Below are 19,668 nucleotides of genomic sequence, written 5' to 3'. Positions count from 1 at the left end.
AGGGCGCGGCGCCCCCCGGCCGCCCGCGCCGAGTGTGACCGTCGACACATGCCAGAGTGTTAGCGCTAACATGCCCGGCGTCAAGAGGTCCGCGGACCTTTCACCCCTCCGGCGCTCCCGAACCTCAGGCCTGCTGGGCCGCACTCCAGAGCTGCCACACCGTGGTGCGCACCGAGCGGGGCTGCTCGAGGACCACCCGGGTGGCGTGGGCGACGTCCTCGGGGCGCAGGTAGTCGTCGAGGTCCGCGGACCCGGCGGTGCGGCCGTGACCGATCGCGAACTCGGTCGCCGTCCCGGCGGGGCAGATCAGCGTGACCCGCACCCCCTCGGCCCGGAGCTCGCGGTCGAGCGCCCCGGCCAGACCGACCTGGGCGAACTTCGTGCCGGCGTACACCGCCTCGTTGGCGTCGCCCCGGAAGCCGGCCACCGAGCTGAGGATGACCAGGTCGCCCCCGCCGCCCTGCTCGCGGAACCGGCGGACGGCCGACCGGGCGGTCCAGACGGTCCCGGTGTAGTTGGTGTCGATCATGTCGCGGACCTGGTCGTCGTCGAGGTCGAGGATCCCGCCGTACGCGCCGAGCCCGGCGTTGGCCACCACGGTGTCGACCCGGCCCCACCTCTCCACGCCCGTGCCGACCAGCGCGTCGTTGTACGCCGGGTCGCGCACGTCGCCGGCCACGGCGACGGCGTTCTCCTCGCCGAGCGCCTCGACCAGCGCGTCGAGCCGCTCCTGGCGCCGGGCGCCCAGGACGACGCGGACGCCGGCCGAGACCAGGCTGTGCGCGATCGCCTCCCCGATGCCCGCGCTGGCTCCGGTGATGACGGCGACGGTGCCCTCGAGCGAGCGGGTCGGGGTGTAGGACATCGGTTCCTCCAGGGGTGGCGGACGGGCGATCCGACGTGGATCCCCGCTCTGTGGCGCCGAGAGGTACCCACTGTGAGCGTTCACACGAGTCCCGGCCCGCGGCGCCCCCGGGGTTGACGAGGCCGTGTGACCGTGGTCACATGGCGAGACTGTGAGCGCTAACAACCGAACCGGAGACGCGCGCATGTCCGCTGCCCCGCCCCTGTCCCCCCTGCGCGGCCTCCGTGGCCTGGCCTCCGCCGTGGCGCTGGCGCTCGCCGGCGGCCTGCTGCTCGGCACGCCCGCGGCGGCGGCCGCCGCCGCTCCCGCACCGCCGACCGACGGGCTGCTGCTGCACTACGAGCTCGACCAGGCCTCCGGCACCGTCGTCACCGACGCCTCCGGCCACGGGCGTGACGGCACCGTGGTCGGCGGCGGCACCTGGACCGACCAAGGGCTGGCGCTCGACGGGGTCGACGACCACGTGCGGCTGCCGAACGACCTGATGCGGGGGCTGTCGTCCATCACGGTCTCGACCGACGTGTACGTCGAGCCGAGCCAGTCCGGGAGCTACTTCATCTGGGGCCTCGGCAACCCGGCGGTCGGCAGCCCGGCCTCCGGCACCGGCTACCTGATGGCCACCGGCAACAACCTCCGGGCCGCGATCACCGACCAGTGGTGGAACAACGAGAAGAACACCGCACCGACCCCGGCCCGTGCCCTGGCCCGCGGCGTGTGGAAGACCGTCACCTACACGCAGACCGGCACCACCGGCACCCTCTACGAGGACGGCGTGCAGGTCGCGCAGAACACCGCCGTGACGGTGCTCCCGAGCGCCGTCGGCGGAGGCACGACGACCCACAACGTCCTCGGCGAGTCCAGCTACGCCGCCGATGCCACCCTGCACGGCAAGGTCAAGGACTTCCGGGTCTACGACCGGGCCCTCAGCGCCGCCGAGGTCGCCGAGATCGCCCTCACCGACGCGGGCCGGGTCGCCGCCGACCGGGAGGCCCTCGACCTCGGCGACCTCTCGGCCGTCACCGACGACCTCGCCCTGCCCTCCACCGGGCCCTTCGGCTCGGCCGTCTCGTGGTCCTCCAGCGACCCGGCGCACGTGTCCGCCACCGGCGCGGTCACCCGGCCCGCCCCCGGCGAGGCGCCGGCCGTCGTGACGCTGACCGGCACGATCAGCCGCGGCGCCGAGTCGGCCACCCGGGCCTTCGAGGCCACCGTCGTCCCGGACGAGGACGACCAGGCGAAGGCGGACGCCGCCGCGGCCGCGCTCTCGCTCGTGCACCCCGACGACGTCCGGGGGCACCTGACGCTGCCGACCACCGGCCGGCACGGCGCCAGCGTCACCTGGGCCTCCTCGGCCCCCGAGGTCGTCGCCCCCGACGGCCTCGTGACGCGTCCCGCACCCGGTGCCGGCGACGCGGCGGTCACGCTCACCGCCACGGTCACGGTCGGGTCGGCCACCGCCACCCGCGCGGTCGCGCTGACGGTGCGGCAGCTGCCCGCGCCTGCGCCGTACGCCGGCTACGCGTTCAGCTACTTCACCGGCAACTCGATCGCCGGCGAGAAGATCTACTTCGCCGCCAGCCGGGGCAACGACGCGCTGCGCTGGGACGAGCTGAACGGCGGCCGGCCGGTGCTCGAGTCGACGTACGGCGAGCTCGGCCTGCGCGACCCGTTCCTCATCCGCTCCCCCGAGGGCGACCGGTTCTTCCTGATCGCCACCGACCTCTCGATCGGCCGCAACGGCGACTGGGACCGGGCGCAGCGCCAGGGCAGTCGCCACCTCGAGATCTGGGAGTCCACGGACCTGAAGAACTGGTCCGAGCAGCGGCACGTGCTGGTCTCCCCGCCCACGGCCGGCAACACCTGGGCGCCCGAGGCGTACTGGGACGAGGACCTGCAGCAGTACGTCGTGTTCTGGGCCGCCAAGCTCTACGCCGAGGACGACCCGGGGCACACCGGCAACACCTACAACCGGATGCTCTACGCCACCACGCGCGACTTCGTGACCTTCAGCGAGGCGAAGGTCTGGCAGGACATCGGCACCTCCCGCATCGACTCCACGGTGATCAAGGAGGGCGAGACCTACTACCGGTTCACCAAGGACGAGGGCGCGGGCAGCACCGGCTGCTCCGACATCATCCAGGAGAAGAACGACAGCCTCACCGAGCCCGACCTGGTCGGCAGCAAGGCGTGGGCCTTCCAGGACGGCTGCATCGGCCGCGACGCCGGCACCTCCGCGGTGGAGGGCCCGACGGTCTTCGAGCGCAACCCCGGCGACACCTCCGGCGGGCAGTACTACCTCTTCGTCGACGAGTACGGCGGCCGCGGCTACATCCCGCTGACCACGAACGACCTGGAGAACCCCGACTGGCAGGTGCCCCCGGCGTACAAGCTGCCCGCGAGCCCGCGCCACGGCACGGTCATCCCGGTGACCCAGGCCGAGCTGGACGCGCTGCGCGCGGACCTGCCCGCACCGCCGCCGCCGGTCCAGAGCGACGAGGACGGGCTGGTCGCGCACTACCCGCTGACCCAGGACGCGGAGGACGTCAGCGGCCACGGGTACGACGGGACGGTCACCGGCGACGCGACGTTCGCCGACGGGGCGTTGAACCTCGGCGGCAGCACCGGGCACGTCGAGCTGCCCGACAACATGATGGCCGGGCTGGAGGAGATCACCGTCTCCACCCGGGTCTGGGTCGACAGCGCCCAGGCCGGCAACTACTTCGTCTGGAACCTCGGCAACACCGGGACCGACGGCGCCGGCAACGGCTACCTGTTCGCCACCGGCAACAGCACCTACCGGGCCGCGATCGCCTCGGGCAGCTGGACCACCGAGCAGGGCATGACCTCCGGCTCCGCGCTGCCGCGCGGCGCCTGGAAGACGCTGACCTACACGCTGGGCGACGGGGTCTCCACCCTCTACCTCGACGGCCGGCAGGTCGCCCGGAACGCCGACGTCAGCCTGGAGCCGGGCGACATCGGCGACGGGGTCACGACCGCCAACTACATCGGTCGCTCCGCCTACGAGGCCGACAACCGGCTGCGCGGCCGGGTGCGCGACTTCCGGCTCTACTCCCGGGCCCTCTCCCCCGCGGAGGTCGCCGAGCTGGCCGCGGCGCCGACCGACGTCATCGACGTGACGCTGGACGCGCTCAAGGTGCCGGCGATGATCGACGGCGCCGCGGGCACCATCACCCTGCCGGTCCGGCCGGGCACCGACCTGACCACGCTGGACCCGACGTACGTCGTGCCCGCGGGCGCGACCGTGACGCCCGCCGGCCCGGCCGACTACTCCACGCCGGTCACCGTCACGGTCACGAACGGCACCCAGAGCCGCACCTGGACCGTGCGCGCGGTCGAGATGCGCTCTCCGGTGCTGCCCGGGCTGTACGCCGACCCGAACATCGCGGTGTTCGGCGACACCTACTACCTCTACGCGACCACCGACGGCACCCCCGGCTGGGGCGGCAAGGACTTCTACGTCTGGACCTCGAGGAACCTGGTCGACTGGGAGCGCTCCGCGGAGCCGATCCTCACCCTCGACGGCGAGGCCGGGGACGTGCCGTGGGCCAGCGGGAACGCCTGGGCGCCGACGATCATCGAGCGGGACGGGAAGTACTACTTCTACTTCTCCGGCCACCACCCGACGTACGACCGCAAGACCATCGGGGTCGCGGTGGCCGACCGTCCCGAGGGGCCGTTCACGGCGGAGCCCGAGGCGATGATCCTGAACGACGAGGCGGTGACGTCGGGCCAGGCGATCGACCCGGCGGCGTTCCGCGACCCCGCGACCGGCAAGCACTACCTGTTCTGGGGCAACGGCTCGCCGGTGTACGCCGAGCTCGCCGACGACATGACGTCGCTGGTGCCCGGGACCATCAAGCGGATCGAGGGGCTCACGAGCTACCGCGAGGGCACCTTCGTCCACCACCGGGACGGGCTCTACCACCTGACGTACTCGATCGACGACACCGGATCTCCGAACTACCGGGTCGGCTACGCGACCTCCGAGAGCGTCGACGGCCCGTGGACCTACCGCGGCGTGATCCTCGAGAAGGACGCCAGCCAGGGCATCCTCGGGACCGGGCACAGCTCGGTCGTGCAGGTCCCCGGCACCGACGAGTGGTACATCGCCTACCACCGGTTCGCGATCCCCGGCGGCGACGGCACGCACCGGGAGACCACCATCGACCGGCTCGTGCACGGACCCGACGGGCTGATCCAGAAGGTCGTGCCCACGCTCGAGTCCGTCGACCCGCTCGCGGTCCCCGAGGACCCCGCCCCGGTCGCCACCTCCCGCCCCCGGGTGACCGGGACCGCCGTGGTCGGCCACCGGCTGACCGCGACGGCCGGCACCTGGGACCGCGACGACGTCACCGTCGGCTACCAGTGGCTGCGCGACGGCGACGTCGTCCCCGGGGCGACCGGCCGGCGCTACCGGCTCGGCGCCGCGGACGTCGGCGCGCGGATCGCCGTCCGGGTGACCGCGACCGCCGAGGGCGCCACACCGGGCACCGCCGTGTCGGCACGGACCGCGCGGGTCCGCAGGGCGACCGGGTCGGTCACGCTGAAGGTCACGCCCAGGGAGCCGCGGGCCGGCGCCGGGGCGAGGGCGGTCGTCAGGCTCACCGCCTCCCCCTCGTCGGTGCCCGCCTGGGGGACCGTCACGGTCAGCGTCGACGGGACGGTGGTGCGGACCGTGCGCGACGCCGGCCGGCGGACCGTGGTGGCCCTGCGACTGGGGCCTGGTCGACACACCGTCACGGTGCGCTACCTCGGCTCGGCCCTCGTCACCGCGGACAGCGCGACGACGGTGGTGAGGGTCCGGCGCTGACCCGGGCCCGCACTGCGACGATCTCCCCATGACGGGCGTGGTCGTGGTGGGCGGGATCAATCAGGACATCACCGTGCGGGTCGACCGGCGCCCTCGCGCAGGCGAGACCGTCGTCGGCGACGGCCCGGCGGTCAGCGCGGGCGGCAAAGGCGCCAACATGGCGGTGGCCGCGGCCCGGGCCGGCGGTGTCCGGGTCGCCCTGTGCGGCGCCGTCGGCGCGGACGCCGCGGGCCGCGACCAGGTCGAGCAGCTGCGGCAGGCCGGGGTCGACGTCGCCGGGGTGGCCGTGCGTGCGGACGCCGCGACCGGCTCGGCGCTGATCGTCGTGACGCCCGACGGGGAGAACTCGATCGCCGTGGGCGCCGGCGCGAACGCCACGCTCACGGACGCGCAGGTGGCGGCGGCGTGCCGGGGCGCCAGGGTCGTCCTCGCACAGACCGAGGTCGGGCCCGGACCGGTGGTCGCGGCCGCCCGGGTGACGGCGGACGATGCCAGGCTGGTGCTGAGCCCGGCGCCGGTGGTCGAGCTCCCGGCGGACGTGCTGGCCCTCGCCGACCCGCTCGTGGTCAACGAGGAGGAGGCGGCGGACCTGGCCGGCGTACCCGACGCCGCCCGGGTCCGGGAGCGGACGGGGGCCCGGTCGGTGGTGCTCACGCTCGGCGCCGCGGGGGTCGAGGTGGCCGACGCCGCCGGCACCCGGCGGCTGCCGGCGCCCACGGTGACGGCCGTGGACACCACCGGTGCCGGCGACGTCCTCGCCGGCACCCTCGCCGCGGCGCTCGCCGGCGGCCGCTCCCTGGACGAGGCCCTGGAGGCGGCCGTCGCGGCGGCGGCCCGCTCGGTCCAGCACCGGGGCGCCCGCGCCTGACCCCCCGGAACGCCGAGTCGGCGCTTGTGTCCGCGGACACAAGCGCCGACTCGGCGTTGTTCGGTCGACCTAGTGCTCAGGTCAGGTCAGTCACCGGACCCGGATCGTGCGCGGCGCCGAGGTGGACCGCGCCACCTTCCGCGAGCCGAGGTACGTCGCGGTCACCTTGTGACGTCCGGTCGCGCGGACCTTGATCGTGATCACGGCCTTGCCCTTGCGGACCTTGGCCTTGCCCACCACCTTGCCGTCGACCCGCACCGCGACCTTGCCGGTGGCCTGCGCCTGCGAGGCGACCCGCACCGTGACCTTGACCGGCTTGCCCGAGGCGACCTTGCTGCGGTTCACCGTGAGCTTCGTGCGCGAGGTCGCCTTGGCGACCGGCGCGGTGGCCGTCGACGTGGCCACCCCGGGCTCCTTGCCAGGCTTGGCCGCGGTGACCCGCACCGACAGCCGCTTCCCGAGGTCGGCGGCCGAGAGCCGGTAGGTCGAGCCCGTCGCGCCGCGCACCGGCGAGCCGCCGCGCAGCCACTGGTAGTCGAAGCTCAGGCCCTTGGTGTTCCAGGACCCCGGCGTGGCGGTCAGGGTCAACCCGAGCCTGGCCGCCCCGGTGACCTGGGGCACGACCAGTGCGGCGACGGCGTCGACGTCGGCCAGGCTGACCGTCTGCGTCCGCACCGGCTCGGGGTTGCCCGCGACGTCGGTGGAGGCGAAGTCGACGACGTGCTCGCCGAATCCCTCGACCCGCACCGGCTCGTCGCCGACGGCGGCCCACTCGCCCCCGTCGACCCGGTAGACCGTCGAGGCCACGCCGCTGGTGGCGTCCGTGGCGGCGAACGTCACGGTGGCGGAGTCCGCTCCCTCGACACCCGCTCCCCGGGTCGCCGCCATCGTGGTCTGCGGCGCCGTGGCGTCGATGGCCACGGTCGCGGTCCGGACCGCGGAGGCGTTGCCGGCGTCGTCGGTGGCCCGGTAGGTCACCTCGTGCTCGCCGTCACCGGTGACCGCGAGCGGCCCGGCGTACGGCGTCCACCCGCCGCCGGCGCCCGTCTCCACGGTCGGCGTGGCGTCCCGGTTGTCGACCGCGCTCACCTCGACGCCCACGTCCGAGCGGTACCAGCCGGCGTCGCCGACCGTGCCGCTCACGACCGACGCCGAGACGTCCGGCGCCTGCGTGTCCGCGGGCACCTTGAGCACCCACAGGTCCGCGATCGAGGGGTCGTGGAAGCCGGCGGCGTCGCGGGGGTACTCGAACTTGATCCGGACGTTGCCGTCGTTCTCCTCGACCGCGGGGCCGGAGAGGAGCGCGTCGTAGACCTTGATGCCCGGGCCGCTCTCGGTGCGCGGCACCAGCTGGGTCTTGACCAGCACGTCGTCGACGTAGACGTGGTACTTCTTGGGCGTCGGCCCTCCGTAGGTCTCGACGCCGCGGAGCAGGAACGGCTCCCCCGCAGGGACGTCGACCGTCACGGAGTACCACGCGCCGGGCGTGCCCGCATTGGCATAGCGCCGCGTGAGGCCGGCCTCGACGTTCGTGCCGCTGGTGGGCGAGGCCTGGATGCCGTGCGCGTTCTCCGAGGCCGGGGCCCCGAAGTCGACGTGGTCGACGTAGGCGGTCGGCGGACGGGGCAGGTCGAACGTCGCCGTGGTCTCGGCCGAGACCAGGCTCGCGCCGGCCCGGCGCACGTCCACCGTCACGGGGACGGCACCGCCGACCAGGTCCAGCGGGAGCACCACCGGCACCTCGACCGCGCTCTCGCCACCGGCGGGGACGAGCACCTCCGCCGAGGGCACCGAGCCGAAGCCGTCCGGGACGGTCAGCACCACGCGGGCCCGGACGTCGGCCGTGCCGGTGTTGGCCACCGGGACGGTGACCGTCGCGTGCTCGCTGCGGTCGGCCCCGTCGATGGCGACGGCCAGGTCACCGATCTCCAGCCCGGAGGTGACCGTGACCCAGTCGGTCGTGGTGTCGGTCACCGTGAAGGTGTCCTCGCCCGAGGTGTAGGTCAGCGACAGGACGGCGTCGTACGCCTGGGGGTCCTGGCGCGCCGGGACCTCGATCGCGACGGGCAGCTGCACCGACTCGCCGGCCGGCACCCGCGCCAGCTCGACGGCGGCCTCCCCCAGTCCTCGCACCGCGACCTCGCCGCGGAGCGCGGTGAGGTCCGTGGTGCCGTCGTTGGTCACCTCGATGGTGCCCTGGACGGCGCTGCCGGGCAGCACCGCGCCGGCCACCGGCGGCAGGGTCACGGTGACCCCCATCGACGTGGTGACGCCCCGGACCAGCGCGGCCTCGATCGCGGCCATCCGGCCGTCCAGGTCGGCCCGCACGGGGGCGGCGACGCCGGATCCGGCCAGCCAGGTCCGCAGGGTCCGCAGCTCGGCGAGCGCCGACTCCAGCTTCGTGGTGACGGTGGCCCCGTCCTCCTCGAGGCCGGCGAGCAGGGCGTCGCGCACGTCGCCCGTGACCGCCTCCACGCCCTCGTCGAGGTGCGTGCGGTCCGCCGCCGCGAGGTCGCCCTCGTCGGCGAGGTCGGCGACGTGCGTCCGGAGCGCCTCGAGGTCCTCGAGGACCGAGCCGAGCAGGCCGCTGCCCGCCGAGACCTCGAAGTCGTAGCTGCCGGAGCCGACCGTGACGGTGACCGTGTCGCCGTCGTCGGTCGTGCCGGTGACGCCGTCGACGTCGTCGAGCAGCTCACCGCTCTCCGTGACCGCGTAGGCGTTCTCCGCGGGGAGGACGACCTCGGCCGTCGTGTTGACGGGGACCTCGACCGTCAGCGCCACGTCGTCGCCGGCGAGCTCCCAGTCGGTGCGGATCGGCCCGTAGACGGAGTCGTAGTCGCCCCCGCCGTGGGTGAGCCCGCCGCCGATGACCGGAGCCACCTGGGTCTTCTTGTAGCCGGGCTCCAGCGCCCGGATGCCACCGATGTTCTGGTACATCCAGTCGCCGACCGCGCCGTAGGCGTAGTGGTTGAAGGAGTTCATCTCCACCGGCCCGAACGAGCCGTCGGGCATGATCGAGTTCCAGCGCTCCCACATGGTGGTGGCGCCCATCTCGACCTCGTAGCCCCAGGACGGGTAGTCCTTGTGCATCAGCATCGTGTACGCGAGGTCGTCGCGGCCGATGCTGCTCAGCGCCGGCAGCAGCCACGGCGTGCCGAGGAAGCCGGTGCTCAGGTGGTAGCCGCTGCGGGCGAGCTTGGCGACGAACTTCTCCGCCACGCGGGTGCGCAGCGCCGGGTCGTCGACCAGGTCCATGCCGAGCGCCATCGCGTAGCCCGCCTGGCTGTCGCCGCGGACGGTGCCGTCGGCGCTGATCAGCTGGTCGGTGAAGGTGGCGCGGATCCGGGTGGACAGCGCGGCGTACTCCGCTGCCTCGGCGTCCTTGCCGAGCTCCTCCGCCATCTCCGCCATCATCCGGGCGTCCTCGGCGAAGTACGCCGTGCACAGCACCTCGCACGGGGTCGGGTCGTCGAGGTTGAGCCAGTCGTTGTAGCTGCCGCGGGCCGAGTCGATCAGGTCCGCGCCCGCACCGGCCTCGACGAAGTCGAAGTACTTCGCCATGGCGGCGTAGTTCTCCCGCACGATGGAGGCGTCGCCGTGGGCGCGCCAGACCGCGTAGGGGACGGTGATCATGGCGTCGGACCAGCCGACGCCGCCGCCGAGCGGCATGGTGGGCAGCTCCGGCGCGACGCCGGGCAGGTCGCCGTTCGGCCGCGCGGAGTCGCGCAGGTCGACCATCCACTTGGTGAGGAACGCCCGGGTGTCGGTGAGGTAGCTCGCGGTGGGGGCGAAGACGTTGATGTCGCCGGTCCAGCCCATCCGCTCGTCACGGGCGGGGGTGTCGGTCGGGACGGAGAGGAAGTTGCCCCGCTGACCCCACGAGATGTTGCTGACCAGCTGGTTGAGCATGGGGTCGGACGTCTCGAGGTCGCCGGTGTCGGGCAGGTCCGAGCCCCAGACCACGCCGGTCACGTCCGCGACCGCGGGGGGCGTGGCCGCACCCGAGATCTCGATGTAGCGGAACCCGTGCTGGGTGAACTTCGGCTCGTAGGTGACCGTGCCGTCCTCGGCGAACGTGTAGTGGTCGGTCACCTTCGCGCTGCGCAGGTTGGCGGTGTACATGCTGCCGTCGGGGTTGAGCTCCTCGGCGTACCGGATGGTGACCGTCTTGCCGGCCTGGCCCTGGATCCTCATCCGGGCGACGCCGACCATGTTCTGCCCGACGTCGTAGATGAACCTGCCGGCCGGCGCCTCGGTCCTCTCGACGGCCGGGAGCTCCTCGAGCACCCGCACCGGCTCGTCGGGCTGCGGCAGGACCGCGCCCGCCGGCTTGGTGCGGACCACCACCGGTCCCCAGCCCGTGGCGTCGTAGCCCGGCTGGTCCCAGCCGGCACGCTCCTGGCGGGCGTCGTACGACTCGCCGTCGATGTTGTCGGTGAAGGTGTAGGGACCCGAGGCGGTGGTCCAGCCGCTGTTCGTGTCGACCCACTGGCTGGTGCCGTCGGTGTAGTCCACCCGGAGGCGGGCCAGGAGGGAGAGCTCGGAGCCGTAGAGGCGGCGGCCCAGGTGCGCGAGGCGGCCGGACCACCAACCGTCGGCCAGCTCGGCGCCGAAGGAGTTCGCGCCACCGCGGACCTGTTCGGTCACGTCGTAGGTCTGGTGCTGGAACCGCTTGGTGTAGTCGGTCCAGCCGGGGGCGAGGAACTGGTCGCCGACCTTCTCGCCGTTGAGGTTGAGCTCGTAGATGCCCCGGGAGGTGGCGTACACGCGGGCCCGCTCGACCGTCTTGCCCGACTCGGTGGCGAACTCGGTGCGCAGCAGCGGCAGGTTGTCCTCCGGCACGCGCCAGAGGGTGTCGGCGCGGCCCGACTGGGCGTAGCCCTCCGGGGTCAGCGTCCCGCCGGTGAAGGGGTTCTCGCCGGAGGCGAAGTCGGTGTCGAGGAGGACCTCGCCGGTCTTGGCGACCACGCGCACGTCGCGGACGGTCTGCGCCTCGGCGCCCTCGGTCGCGGTGTCGGTGCGGAAGCCGACGAAGCCGCGCCGGAAGGAGCTGTCGGTCCGGCGGTCGATCTCCTTGCCGTCGAGCGTGGTGACGATGAGGTTCCCGTCGAAGGTCACCTCCATCGTGTGGAAGCCGGTCCTCAGGTCGGCCGCCGAGATCGTCGAGGAGATGTCCTTCTCGGCCATCAGCGCGTAGCCGCCGTTGGTCTTCTTGTGCGGACGGAAGCGCGGCGTCCCGTTGGCCACGTTGAGCTGCCACATGTAGCCGTTGTTGAGGTCCGCGGCGCGGACGTAGGTGCCGAAGACCAGGTTGTCGATGCGGAAGTCGAAGGTGGCGGTGTAGTCGGTCCAGCGGGCCAGCTCGTCGCCGGTCGCTCCCCCGACCCACTGCGCCGAGTCCCAGTCGGAGGCGTCGAGCATGCCGGTCTCGAAGGACGCGGGCTCGCTCCACGCGGACTCGGTGTCCGAGCCGTCCCAGGTGCGGACCTGCCAGATGTAGCGGGTCTGCGAGGTCAGCGCGGGCCCGCCGTACGCGACGTCGACCTGGCGGGACGAGGCGACCTTGCCGCTGTCCCAGACGTCGGCCTCGGCCAGCGCGTCCTCGTCGGAGGCGACCCGGACCTGGTAGGCGCTCTGCTCGACGCCGCGCGCGGTCGAGGTGGCCTTCCAGCCCAGGCTCGGGGTCGCGCCGGGGATGCCCAGCGGGTCGGTGCGGCCGTTGGTGGTCAGGCCGGAGACCTGCACCTCGGCGGCCTCAGCGGCAGCGCTCGCGGCGGTCGCGGCGGGGCTCGCCGCGCCCGCGGACGGCGGCACCGCGGTGGCGAGGCCGCCCATCAGGGCCAGCACCGCCAGCGTCGAGGTGCTCCGTCGCAACCCGTCCCTCAGAACTCCAGTCACTGCGTCTTCCCATCCGCTCAAGCCAGTGTCGGCAACGGAGGGGCGCCGGCGCGTCGCGCGGGACACCACCCTCCACTGTGAACCGTTTCACAGTGGAAGCGGCCCGGCCAGGGCTTCCAGACAAGTTGACCGTGTTCGGTCACCCCTCCGCGGAGGGCGGGAACCCGTGGACGAGGCTTCCGGACTGGCGTGATCACTGCCACAATCCCCTGCGGACTGATGAATCGTTACAGAGCGCCGCGATGGAGGAGGCCCCCGTTGGAGCGACCCGACGAGCTGACGCTGCGGATCCTGGCCCGGCTGGCCGACGGCGCGACCGCGGCCGAGGCGGCCGTGGCCTGCAACGTCTCGGAGAGCACGCTGAACCGCCGGCTGCTCTCGCTGCGCCGGGCGTGGGGGCTCGAGAACAACACCCAGGTCCTGGTCCGGGCGGTCCGGGTCGGCCTGGTCTGAGGACGCCGGTCGGCTCAGCCGACGAGGATCACGTGCAGCGTGCGGGGGCCGTGGACGCCCTCGACCCGGTCGAGCTCGATGTCGCTGGTGGCCGACGGTCCGCTGATCCAGGTCAGCGGGCGGGCCGGGTCGAGGAGCACCAGGGCGTCGGGGACGTCGGCGACCACCTGCTCGGTGCGGACGATGCAGACGTGCCGGTCGGGCACCAGCGTGAGCGCCCGGCGGCCCATCCCCGCGGTGTGGTCGAGCACGATCGTGCCGGTCTCGGCGACCCCCACCCGGGCGTCGGTGACGACCACGTCGAGGGCGTCGAGGTCGGCGGAGGTCAGCGTGCCGTCGTCGACGGCCGCGCCCGCGACGTCGACCGAGAGACCGGCCGGCACCACGACCGAGGCGCCGGGGGGCACGGCGGCGGCGACCCTCCCGGCCAGCTGCTCGGGGGTGCACCGCTCGACGATCGCCCGGTAGTCCTCGACCCGCTCGGCGAACAGGTCGACGACCTCCTCGGCCGGTCGTACGGCGAGCCGCGGCGCCACGACCGGCTCGCGGTCGGGCTCCACGTCGGCCAGGGCGGCGCGGACCCTGCCCAGGATGTCCTCACGGGCCGAGCTCATCGTCGTCCTCCGTCGGTGCGCTTCCACCAGGCGCGGAAGGACTCCGCGGGCGGGGCGGGCAGGTCGCGGGCGCTGGTCCACTTGCCCACGCCCGGCCCGGGGACCCGGCCGGCGGCCGCGCGGCCGCCGGGCAGCGACGTACGTCCGAAGCGCGTCATCACCCGACCGGCGAGGCCGGAGGCCCGCTCGGCCCAGGCGAGTCGCCGGGAGTCCCCGAGGGCGTACGCCGCGCCCTTGAACGCGACGGCCTCCGCCTTCGGGACGGTGTCGTCGCGGTGCCCGTCGACGACCTTGGACCGCAGGTGGACGAGCACCTCGGGGATGTCGATCCGGACCGGGCAGGCCTCGAAGCAGGCGCCGCACAGCGACGAGGCGTAGGGCAGCGAGTCGGTCTGCGGGTCGCCGGTGCCCTTGAGGAGCGGGTTGAGGATCGCGCCGATGGGCCCGGGGTAGACCGAGCCGTACGCGTGCCCGCCGGTGCGCTCGTAGACCGGGCAGACGTTGAGGCAGGCCGAGCAGCGGATGCAGCGCAGCGCCTGGCGGCCGACGTCGTCGGCGAGCGCGCGGGTGCGGCCGTTGTCGAGCAGGACCACATGCACCTCCTGCGGTCCGTCGCCGGGGGTCACCCCGGACCAGGTGGAGGTGTAGGGGTTCATCCGCTCGCCGGTCGAGGAGCGCGGCAGCAGCCGCAGCAGCGGGTCGAGCTCGGCCCAGGTCGGGACCACCTTCTCGATGCCGACCACGGACACCAGCACCTCGGGCAGGGTCAGGCACATCCGGCCGTTGCCCTCGGACTCGACCACCACCAGGGTCCCGGTCTCGGCGATCGCGAAGTTGGCGCCGGAGACGGCGACCTTGGCGCGCAGGAACTTCTCGCGCAGGTGCTCGCGGGCGGCGCCGGCGAGCACGGCCGGCTCGTCGGTGAGCCCCTCGGGGGCGGGCTTGCCCACCTTGCCCATCTCGCGCAGGAAGATCTCGCGGATCTCGGCGCGGTTGCGGTGGATCGCGGGCACCAGGATGTGACTGGGCAGGTCGTCGCCCAGCTGCACGATGATCTCGGCGAGGTCGGTCTCCCAGGCGTCGATGCCCTCGGCCTCGAGGGCCTCGTTGAGGCCGATCTCCTGGGTGACCATCGACTTGACCTTGACGACCTCCGTGGCCTGGTGCCGCTGCGCGACGGCGACCACGATGGCGTTCGCCTCGGCGGCGTCGCGGGCCCAGTGCACGGTGGCGCCGGCGGCGGTCAGCCGCTCCTCGAGGAGCACCAGCTGGGTCTCCAGGTCGCGCAGCGCCCGGTCCTTGACCCCGGCCCCGGCGAGCCGGAGCGCCTCCCAGCCCCCGCTCTCCGGCATCGACTCCTCGACCTCGGTGACCAGCCTGGAGCGCTTGGCCCGGATCACCCCGGTCGCGTGCGCCAGGTTGTGCCGCAGCTGGGTGTCGCCGAGCGCCGCGCGGGCGGCCTCGGGGAACGCCGGCATGCCGACGAAGGTGCCGCTCACGCGGTCACCGCCGCGTCCTCGGTCGCGGCCAGGATCTCGGCCAGGTGCATCACCCGGACGCCGGAGCGCTGCCGGGACAGCACGCCGCCGATGTGCATCAGGCAGGAGTTGTCGCCCGCGACCAGCACCTCCGCACCGGTGTCGCGGACGTGCCGGGCCTTGTCGGCGCCCATCGCGATCGAGGTGTCGGCGTTCTTGACCGCGAAGGTGCCGCCGAACCCGCAGCACTCCTCCGCCGCCGGCAGCTCGGTGAGCCGGAGGCCGCGGACCTGCTCGAGCAACTGCCGGGGCCGGTCGCCGACCCCGAGCATCCGCAGCGAGTGGCAGGTGGGGTGGTAGGTCACCCGGTGGGGGAAGTAGGCGCCGACGTCGGTCACGCCCAGCACGTCGACGAGGAACTCGGTCAGCTCGTAGGTCCTCGGCGAGGTCTCGGCGACCGCGCGCTCCAGGGCGGCGTCGCCCGAGCGCCGGGCCACGATCCCGTGCTGGTGCCGCGCCGACCCGGCGCACGAGCCCGACGGCGTGACGATCGCGTCGTACCCCGCGAAGGCGTCGACGAAGGTGCGCACCACGGGCACCGCCTCGTCGAGGTAGCCGGTGTTGACCATCGGCTGCGCGCAGCAGGTCTGCGCGGTCGGGAACTCGACGTCGACGCCGAGGCGGCGCAGCAGCGTCACGACCGCCTTCCCCGTCTCGGGGAACATCGCGTCGTTGACGCAGGTGACCATCAACGCGACGCGCATCCGACCTCTTCTCGAGAACCCGTACCAGGGTGTGGTCTGACCACAGGCTCCGACGATAGGCTCGCGCCCGCGACGCCGTCAACACCGGCGTACGCCGACCGTGGCGAGGAGACCGGGTGCGCGCCTACAAGCACGTCGTGGAGCGGGTCGAGGAGCAGATCCTGGCCGGCACCCTCAAGGTCGGCGACCGGCTGCCCCCCGAGCGCGACCTCGCCGCGCAGCTGCAGGTCTCGCGGGCCGCCGTCCGCGAGGCGATGCGGACGCTCGAGGCCCAGGGCGTCGTGCGCTCGGGCGTCGGCTCGGGGCCGGACGCCGGCACCGTGGTCTCCGCGCTGCCCTCCGAGGCGCTGACCCGGCTGCTGCGGCTGCACGTCGCGCTGGCCAACTTCGCGATGGACGACGTGGTCGCGGCCCGGGTGATGCTGGAGCGCTCCAGCGCCGCGCTGGCGGCCGCCCACGCCTCGCCCGCGGCGCTCGCCGCCGTCGCCGAGCCGCTGCAGGCGATGGCCGCCGAGCCGGACCGGCACGAGTTCAACGACCTGGACACCGCCTTCCACATCGCCGTCGCCGAGGCGGGCGGGAACCGGCTGGTCGCCGACATGACCATCGCGATCCGCGAGGCGATGCGGCTGCCGATCCTGCGCGAGCTCGAGCAGCTCGGCGACCGCTGGCCCGCCGTACGCAGCCGGCTGTACGCCGAGCACCGCGCGATCCACGACGCCATCGCCGCCGGCGACGAGACCCGCGCCGGCGACCTGATGGCCGAGCACATCCACTCCTCGCGGCGCCTCCTCGCGCCGTAGCGCCGCCCCGCCGCCTGTGGAGAACCCCGCCGAGTCGGCGCACATGTGCGCCGACTCGGCGATCTTCTCCACAGGCCGGGGCGGGTGGGTCAGACCTTGAGGGTCCGCTCGGCGTACGGGACCAGGCGGACCGGGCCGAGGAGGCCGTAGGCCTGGCGGGCGGCCACGCCGTACACCTCGGGGGTGACGGTGCGGAGCCGGTTCAGCAGGGTCGAGGCGACCTCGACCTCGATGACGTTGCGCCCGCGGCGCAGCCGGCCGCCGAGGTCGACGGTGGTGTCGAGGACGTCGCACGGCGGCAGCCGGTCGCCGTTCACGGTCACCCGGAAGGTGTCGTTGACCTCGCCGAGCTCGAGCAGCGCGCCGTCCTCGTCGGTCCAGTCGCGGCCGAGGTCGACCACGGTCCGGTAGCGGCCGATGCCGGAGACGTCCTCCAGCCCGGGCACCTGCGACCAGGGCGCCAGCGTCGTGAGGGTGGTACGACGCACCGGGCGCACCGTGGACGTGGCGGTGGCGCCGGGCTGCCAGTCCTCGACCGACAGCTCCCACGACGTGGGTACGACGGGCTCCCGCACGCGGTCCACCGACGTGCGGACCACGCGTCCCGACGCCAGCGTGACGCTGTGCGCGCCGGCGGCGGCCGCGCGCAGGACCACGCGCTTCCCGTCGCGACGGACCGTGCCGGTCGAGGCGACCACGGCAGGGGTCCGCTCGCTGCGCGACGGCGGGGTCAGCGCGACGATGGTCGACTGGCCGGGCAGCAGGTCGACGCTCACCCGCACCCGTTCGCCGTCCCGCTCGTACGCCGCGATCGGCGTGACCGTGCCCGACCAGGCGTCGAGCAGGTAGGGCACCGACGAGGAGTCGGTGGCGGTGAGCCAGACGTCCTGGGTCACCGCGACCAGCTTGCGGTTCTCGGCGTGCTTGGCGTTGGCCAGGTAGTAGAGGTCGGTGTCGCCCTCGACCCGGCGCAGGTGCTGGACGGTCGACGTCTCGTGGCGGACGTCCGGGGTGACGCCGAGCTCGGCGAGGGCGGTGCCGACCTCGGCCTCCGGCACGGTCCGGGTCGTCGGCAGCGCGGCGATCCGGGTCATCAGCGAGCGGACCTCGGCGAGCTCGGCCTCGGTGTGCACGCCGACGGGGTGCACCTGCGACCAGTCGCCGATCAGCACGATCGGCAGCCCGGCCCGGCCGTAGCCGAGGACCTTGCGGGCGGCGTCGAGGTCGATGGTCATCTCGCTGCCGCGCAGCTTGTCCGGCCCGATCACCATCGCCTTGTACGCCGGCCCGTCCGGCGCGAGCCGGCCCCGGCGGACCTTCGCCAGCGGCAGGTCGAGCAGCGACCCGGTCGCGAAGGAGTGCGACCAGCCGATCGCGGTGCCGTTGTTGGTGACCCAGTGCGGCCCGACGCCGGTCGAGGCCCAGCCCTTCTGGCGCAGGAAGACGATGTCGTACTTCGGGGCGCCGGTCTGCAGCACCAGCTGGGTCCGGGCGAGGTAGCCGGCGACGTCCGGCATGTGCCGCCACTGCGGGGTCCGCGGGCCCCAGGCCTCGCCGTACCCGATCGCGCCGTCGTAGTACGGCGAGAACGCGGCGAATCCGGGCCAGGTCACGCCCGGGGCGTCGGCGTACGCGAAGCCGTGCAGCACGCACTGGTTCACCCCGGCCGCGAAGATGCTGTTCAGCGTCTGCAGCGCGCGGTCCCAGGTGGTGTTGTAGGCGGCGCCGTTGTAGCAGGCCGCCTCGCAGGACAGGATCGTGTGCCCGGCGAGGTCGCGGCCACCGGCCATCACCCGGTAGTCGTCGAGGTTCTTGAAGCCGAGCGACTCGGTCTCCGGCACGTCGAGCAGCGCGGAGTGCTCGACGGTGTCGGTCTCCAGCCCGTAGGGCTGCACCCGCAGGCCCATCCCGAGGGAGCGCGCGAAGCGCTGGAGCGGCAGCAGGTGGTGGTCGCGGTAGAGGTCGCTGAGCACCTGGTTGAAGTCGTCGCGGACCCGGGTGGTGGTCGCGGCGTCGAAGGTGAACAGGTACTTCTCGTGCGCCTCGACGACGACGGGCAGGTAGGGCAGCAGGTCGTAGCCGGCGCGCGTGCGGAACTCCGCCAGCATCCGCGGGGTCCAGATGGTCGCGTCGGTCTCGATCTCGAGGGAGTCCTCGAAGAGGTAGCCGCCCGCCTTGCGGAGCAGCAGCCGCAGCTCGCGGTCGAGGACCCGGTCCTCCCACAGGTCGACGACGGCGTCGGAGCCGGCGGCGCTGAAGTGGTCGACGACGTACGACGGCGGGTCGGTGTGCGGCCCGGCCTCGGGCTGCTGCCCGGAGCCGCGGCGCCAGTAGGACAACAGCACCCAGGCGCCTTCGGCCGGCGCGGTCCAGGTCAGCCGGCCGTCGCGGACCCGGTCGGTCAGGTCGACCCGCGAGGCGGGGTCGAGGGTGGTGACCGCCTTGACGGTGCCGAGGTCGCGGAAGGCCTGGACGGCCACCAGCTCGCTGCGGGTGCTCGCCGCGTCCGCCGCGACGACGGGCGCGGGCACCACGCCGTCGTACGACGCCCCGGCGGCGACCGTGGCCTGGCCGTGGGCCAGCTCGGTGCAGGCGGCGTCGTCGTCCGGGGTGACCGTCGGGACGGCGGCCGGCCAGGACGGCCCGACCGTGATGTCGATGCGCACGTCGCGGCGGGCGCCCCGGGCGAGCGCCGCCTTGACGCCGCGCACCCAGGACGGGGTGCCCCAGCCGTACCGGCCGAGGTCCATCTCGATGTCCCGGGCGCGGAGGCTGTGGGTCACGTCGGCGATCTCGAGGACGCCGAACCCGGCGTCGGCCACCTGGTCGACCTCGCGCTCGATCTCCCGGGGGTCGACGAGCCCGTTGGGCCACCACCAGCGGAAGCCGGCGGCGGTGGCGGTGCCCGGCCGGGCGAAGGACCGGAGCAGCTGCTTCGCCGCCGCCGGACCACCGCCCGTGGCGCCCGCGGGCACCGCGCCGGAGACCGCAGCGACACCGAGGCCTGCGGCGGCGCCGCCGAACAGGGTCCGGCGACGGACGGGGTGAGGGGTCGGACGGACGTCGTTCATGCGTGCTCCCGGGGGGGGTGGTG

At 73.8% G+C, this 19,668-nt stretch carries 10 protein-coding genes; 4 read left to right on the top strand and 6 right to left on the bottom strand.

The features are described from left to right. Window positions 1-124: 124 nt before the first annotated feature. On the bottom strand, window positions 125-865 hold the full coding sequence (locus tag H4O22_RS01525; RefSeq protein WP_182525365.1) for an SDR family oxidoreductase: 741 nt from the start codon (window positions 863-865) through the stop codon (window positions 125-127). A gap of 184 nt (window positions 866-1,049) precedes the next feature. Here H4O22_RS01525 and H4O22_RS01520 point away from each other — a divergent pair, with 184 nt between their 5' ends. Beyond that, on the top strand, window positions 1,050-5,696 hold the full coding sequence (locus H4O22_RS01520) for a family 43 glycosylhydrolase (RefSeq protein WP_182525364.1): 4,647 nt from the start codon (window positions 1,050-1,052) through the stop codon (window positions 5,694-5,696). 28 nt (window positions 5,697-5,724) lie between these two features. Continuing rightward, window positions 5,725-6,564, top strand: coding sequence for a PfkB family carbohydrate kinase (locus tag H4O22_RS01515; protein WP_182525363.1), 840 nt, complete (start codon window positions 5,725-5,727; stop codon window positions 6,562-6,564). A 90-nt stretch (window positions 6,565-6,654) separates the two neighbouring features. On the opposite strand, the gene H4O22_RS01510 is transcribed toward H4O22_RS01515, so the two are convergent. Then, complete coding sequence (locus tag H4O22_RS01510; protein ID WP_182525362.1) at window positions 6,655-12,438, bottom strand: family 78 glycoside hydrolase catalytic domain; 5,784 nt, start codon at window positions 12,436-12,438, stop codon at window positions 6,655-6,657. A gap of 282 nt (window positions 12,439-12,720) precedes the next feature. Here H4O22_RS01510 and H4O22_RS01505 point away from each other — a divergent pair, with 282 nt between their 5' ends. Continuing rightward, complete coding sequence (locus H4O22_RS01505) at window positions 12,721-12,915, top strand: helix-turn-helix domain-containing protein (RefSeq protein WP_182525361.1); 195 nt, start codon at window positions 12,721-12,723, stop codon at window positions 12,913-12,915. Between the two features lie 14 nt (window positions 12,916-12,929). Here H4O22_RS01505 and H4O22_RS01500 read toward each other — a convergent pair whose 3' ends face one another. The 3 genes from H4O22_RS01500 to H4O22_RS01490 are packed head-to-tail and all read right to left on the bottom strand — an operon-like array spanning window position 12,930 to window position 15,771. Next, complete coding sequence (locus H4O22_RS01500; RefSeq protein WP_182525360.1) at window positions 12,930-13,529, bottom strand: LutC/YkgG family protein; 600 nt, start codon at window positions 13,527-13,529, stop codon at window positions 12,930-12,932. After that, the gene (locus H4O22_RS01495) at window positions 13,526-15,028 is read right to left on the bottom strand and encodes a lactate utilization protein B (protein ID WP_244963062.1); all 1,503 of its coding nucleotides are present in this window, start codon (window positions 15,026-15,028) and stop codon (window positions 13,526-13,528) included. The genes H4O22_RS01500 and H4O22_RS01495 overlap by 4 nt, the downstream gene beginning before the upstream one ends. Beyond that, window positions 15,025-15,771 (bottom strand): (Fe-S)-binding protein, encoded by a 747-nt coding sequence (locus H4O22_RS01490; protein ID WP_182525359.1) that lies wholly within the window; start codon window positions 15,769-15,771, stop codon window positions 15,025-15,027. The genes H4O22_RS01495 and H4O22_RS01490 overlap by 4 nt, the downstream gene beginning before the upstream one ends. Window positions 15,772-15,887: 116 nt before the next feature. On the opposite strand from H4O22_RS01490, the gene H4O22_RS01485 reads away from it, so the two are divergent. Beyond that, window positions 15,888-16,574, top strand: coding sequence for a FadR/GntR family transcriptional regulator (locus tag H4O22_RS01485; protein ID WP_182525358.1), 687 nt, complete (start codon window positions 15,888-15,890; stop codon window positions 16,572-16,574). A gap of 89 nt (window positions 16,575-16,663) precedes the next feature. Here H4O22_RS01485 and H4O22_RS01480 read toward each other — a convergent pair whose 3' ends face one another. Next, complete coding sequence (locus tag H4O22_RS01480; protein WP_182525357.1) at window positions 16,664-19,645, bottom strand: glycosyl hydrolase; 2,982 nt, start codon at window positions 19,643-19,645, stop codon at window positions 16,664-16,666. Between the last annotated feature and the right edge of the window lie 23 nt (window positions 19,646-19,668).

It is taken from the genome of Nocardioides dongkuii (assembly GCF_014127485.1).
Taxonomy (GTDB): domain Bacteria; phylum Actinomycetota; class Actinomycetes; order Propionibacteriales; family Nocardioidaceae; genus Nocardioides; species Nocardioides dongkuii.
This window is presented reverse-complemented; position numbering and strand designations above follow the sequence as displayed.

What these genes read in the sequence shown, in the direction of transcription:
- H4O22_RS01480 (WP_182525357.1), bottom strand. Translation starts at nt 19,645, where the DNA reads ATGAACGACGTCCGTCCGACCCCTCACCCCGTCCGTCGCCGGACCCTG.
- H4O22_RS01525 (WP_182525365.1), bottom strand. Translation starts at nt 865, where the DNA reads ATGTCCTACACCCCGACCCGCTCGCTCGAGGGCACCGTCGCCGTCATC.
- H4O22_RS01490 (WP_182525359.1), bottom strand. Translation starts at nt 15,771, where the DNA reads ATGCGCGTCGCGTTGATGGTCACCTGCGTCAACGACGCGATGTTCCCC.
- H4O22_RS01515 (WP_182525363.1), top strand. Translation starts at nt 5,725, where the DNA reads ATGACGGGCGTGGTCGTGGTGGGCGGGATCAATCAGGACATCACCGTG.
- H4O22_RS01500 (WP_182525360.1), bottom strand. Translation starts at nt 13,529, where the DNA reads ATGAGCTCGGCCCGTGAGGACATCCTGGGCAGGGTCCGCGCCGCCCTG.
- H4O22_RS01520 (WP_182525364.1), top strand. Translation starts at nt 1,050, where the DNA reads ATGTCCGCTGCCCCGCCCCTGTCCCCCCTGCGCGGCCTCCGTGGCCTG.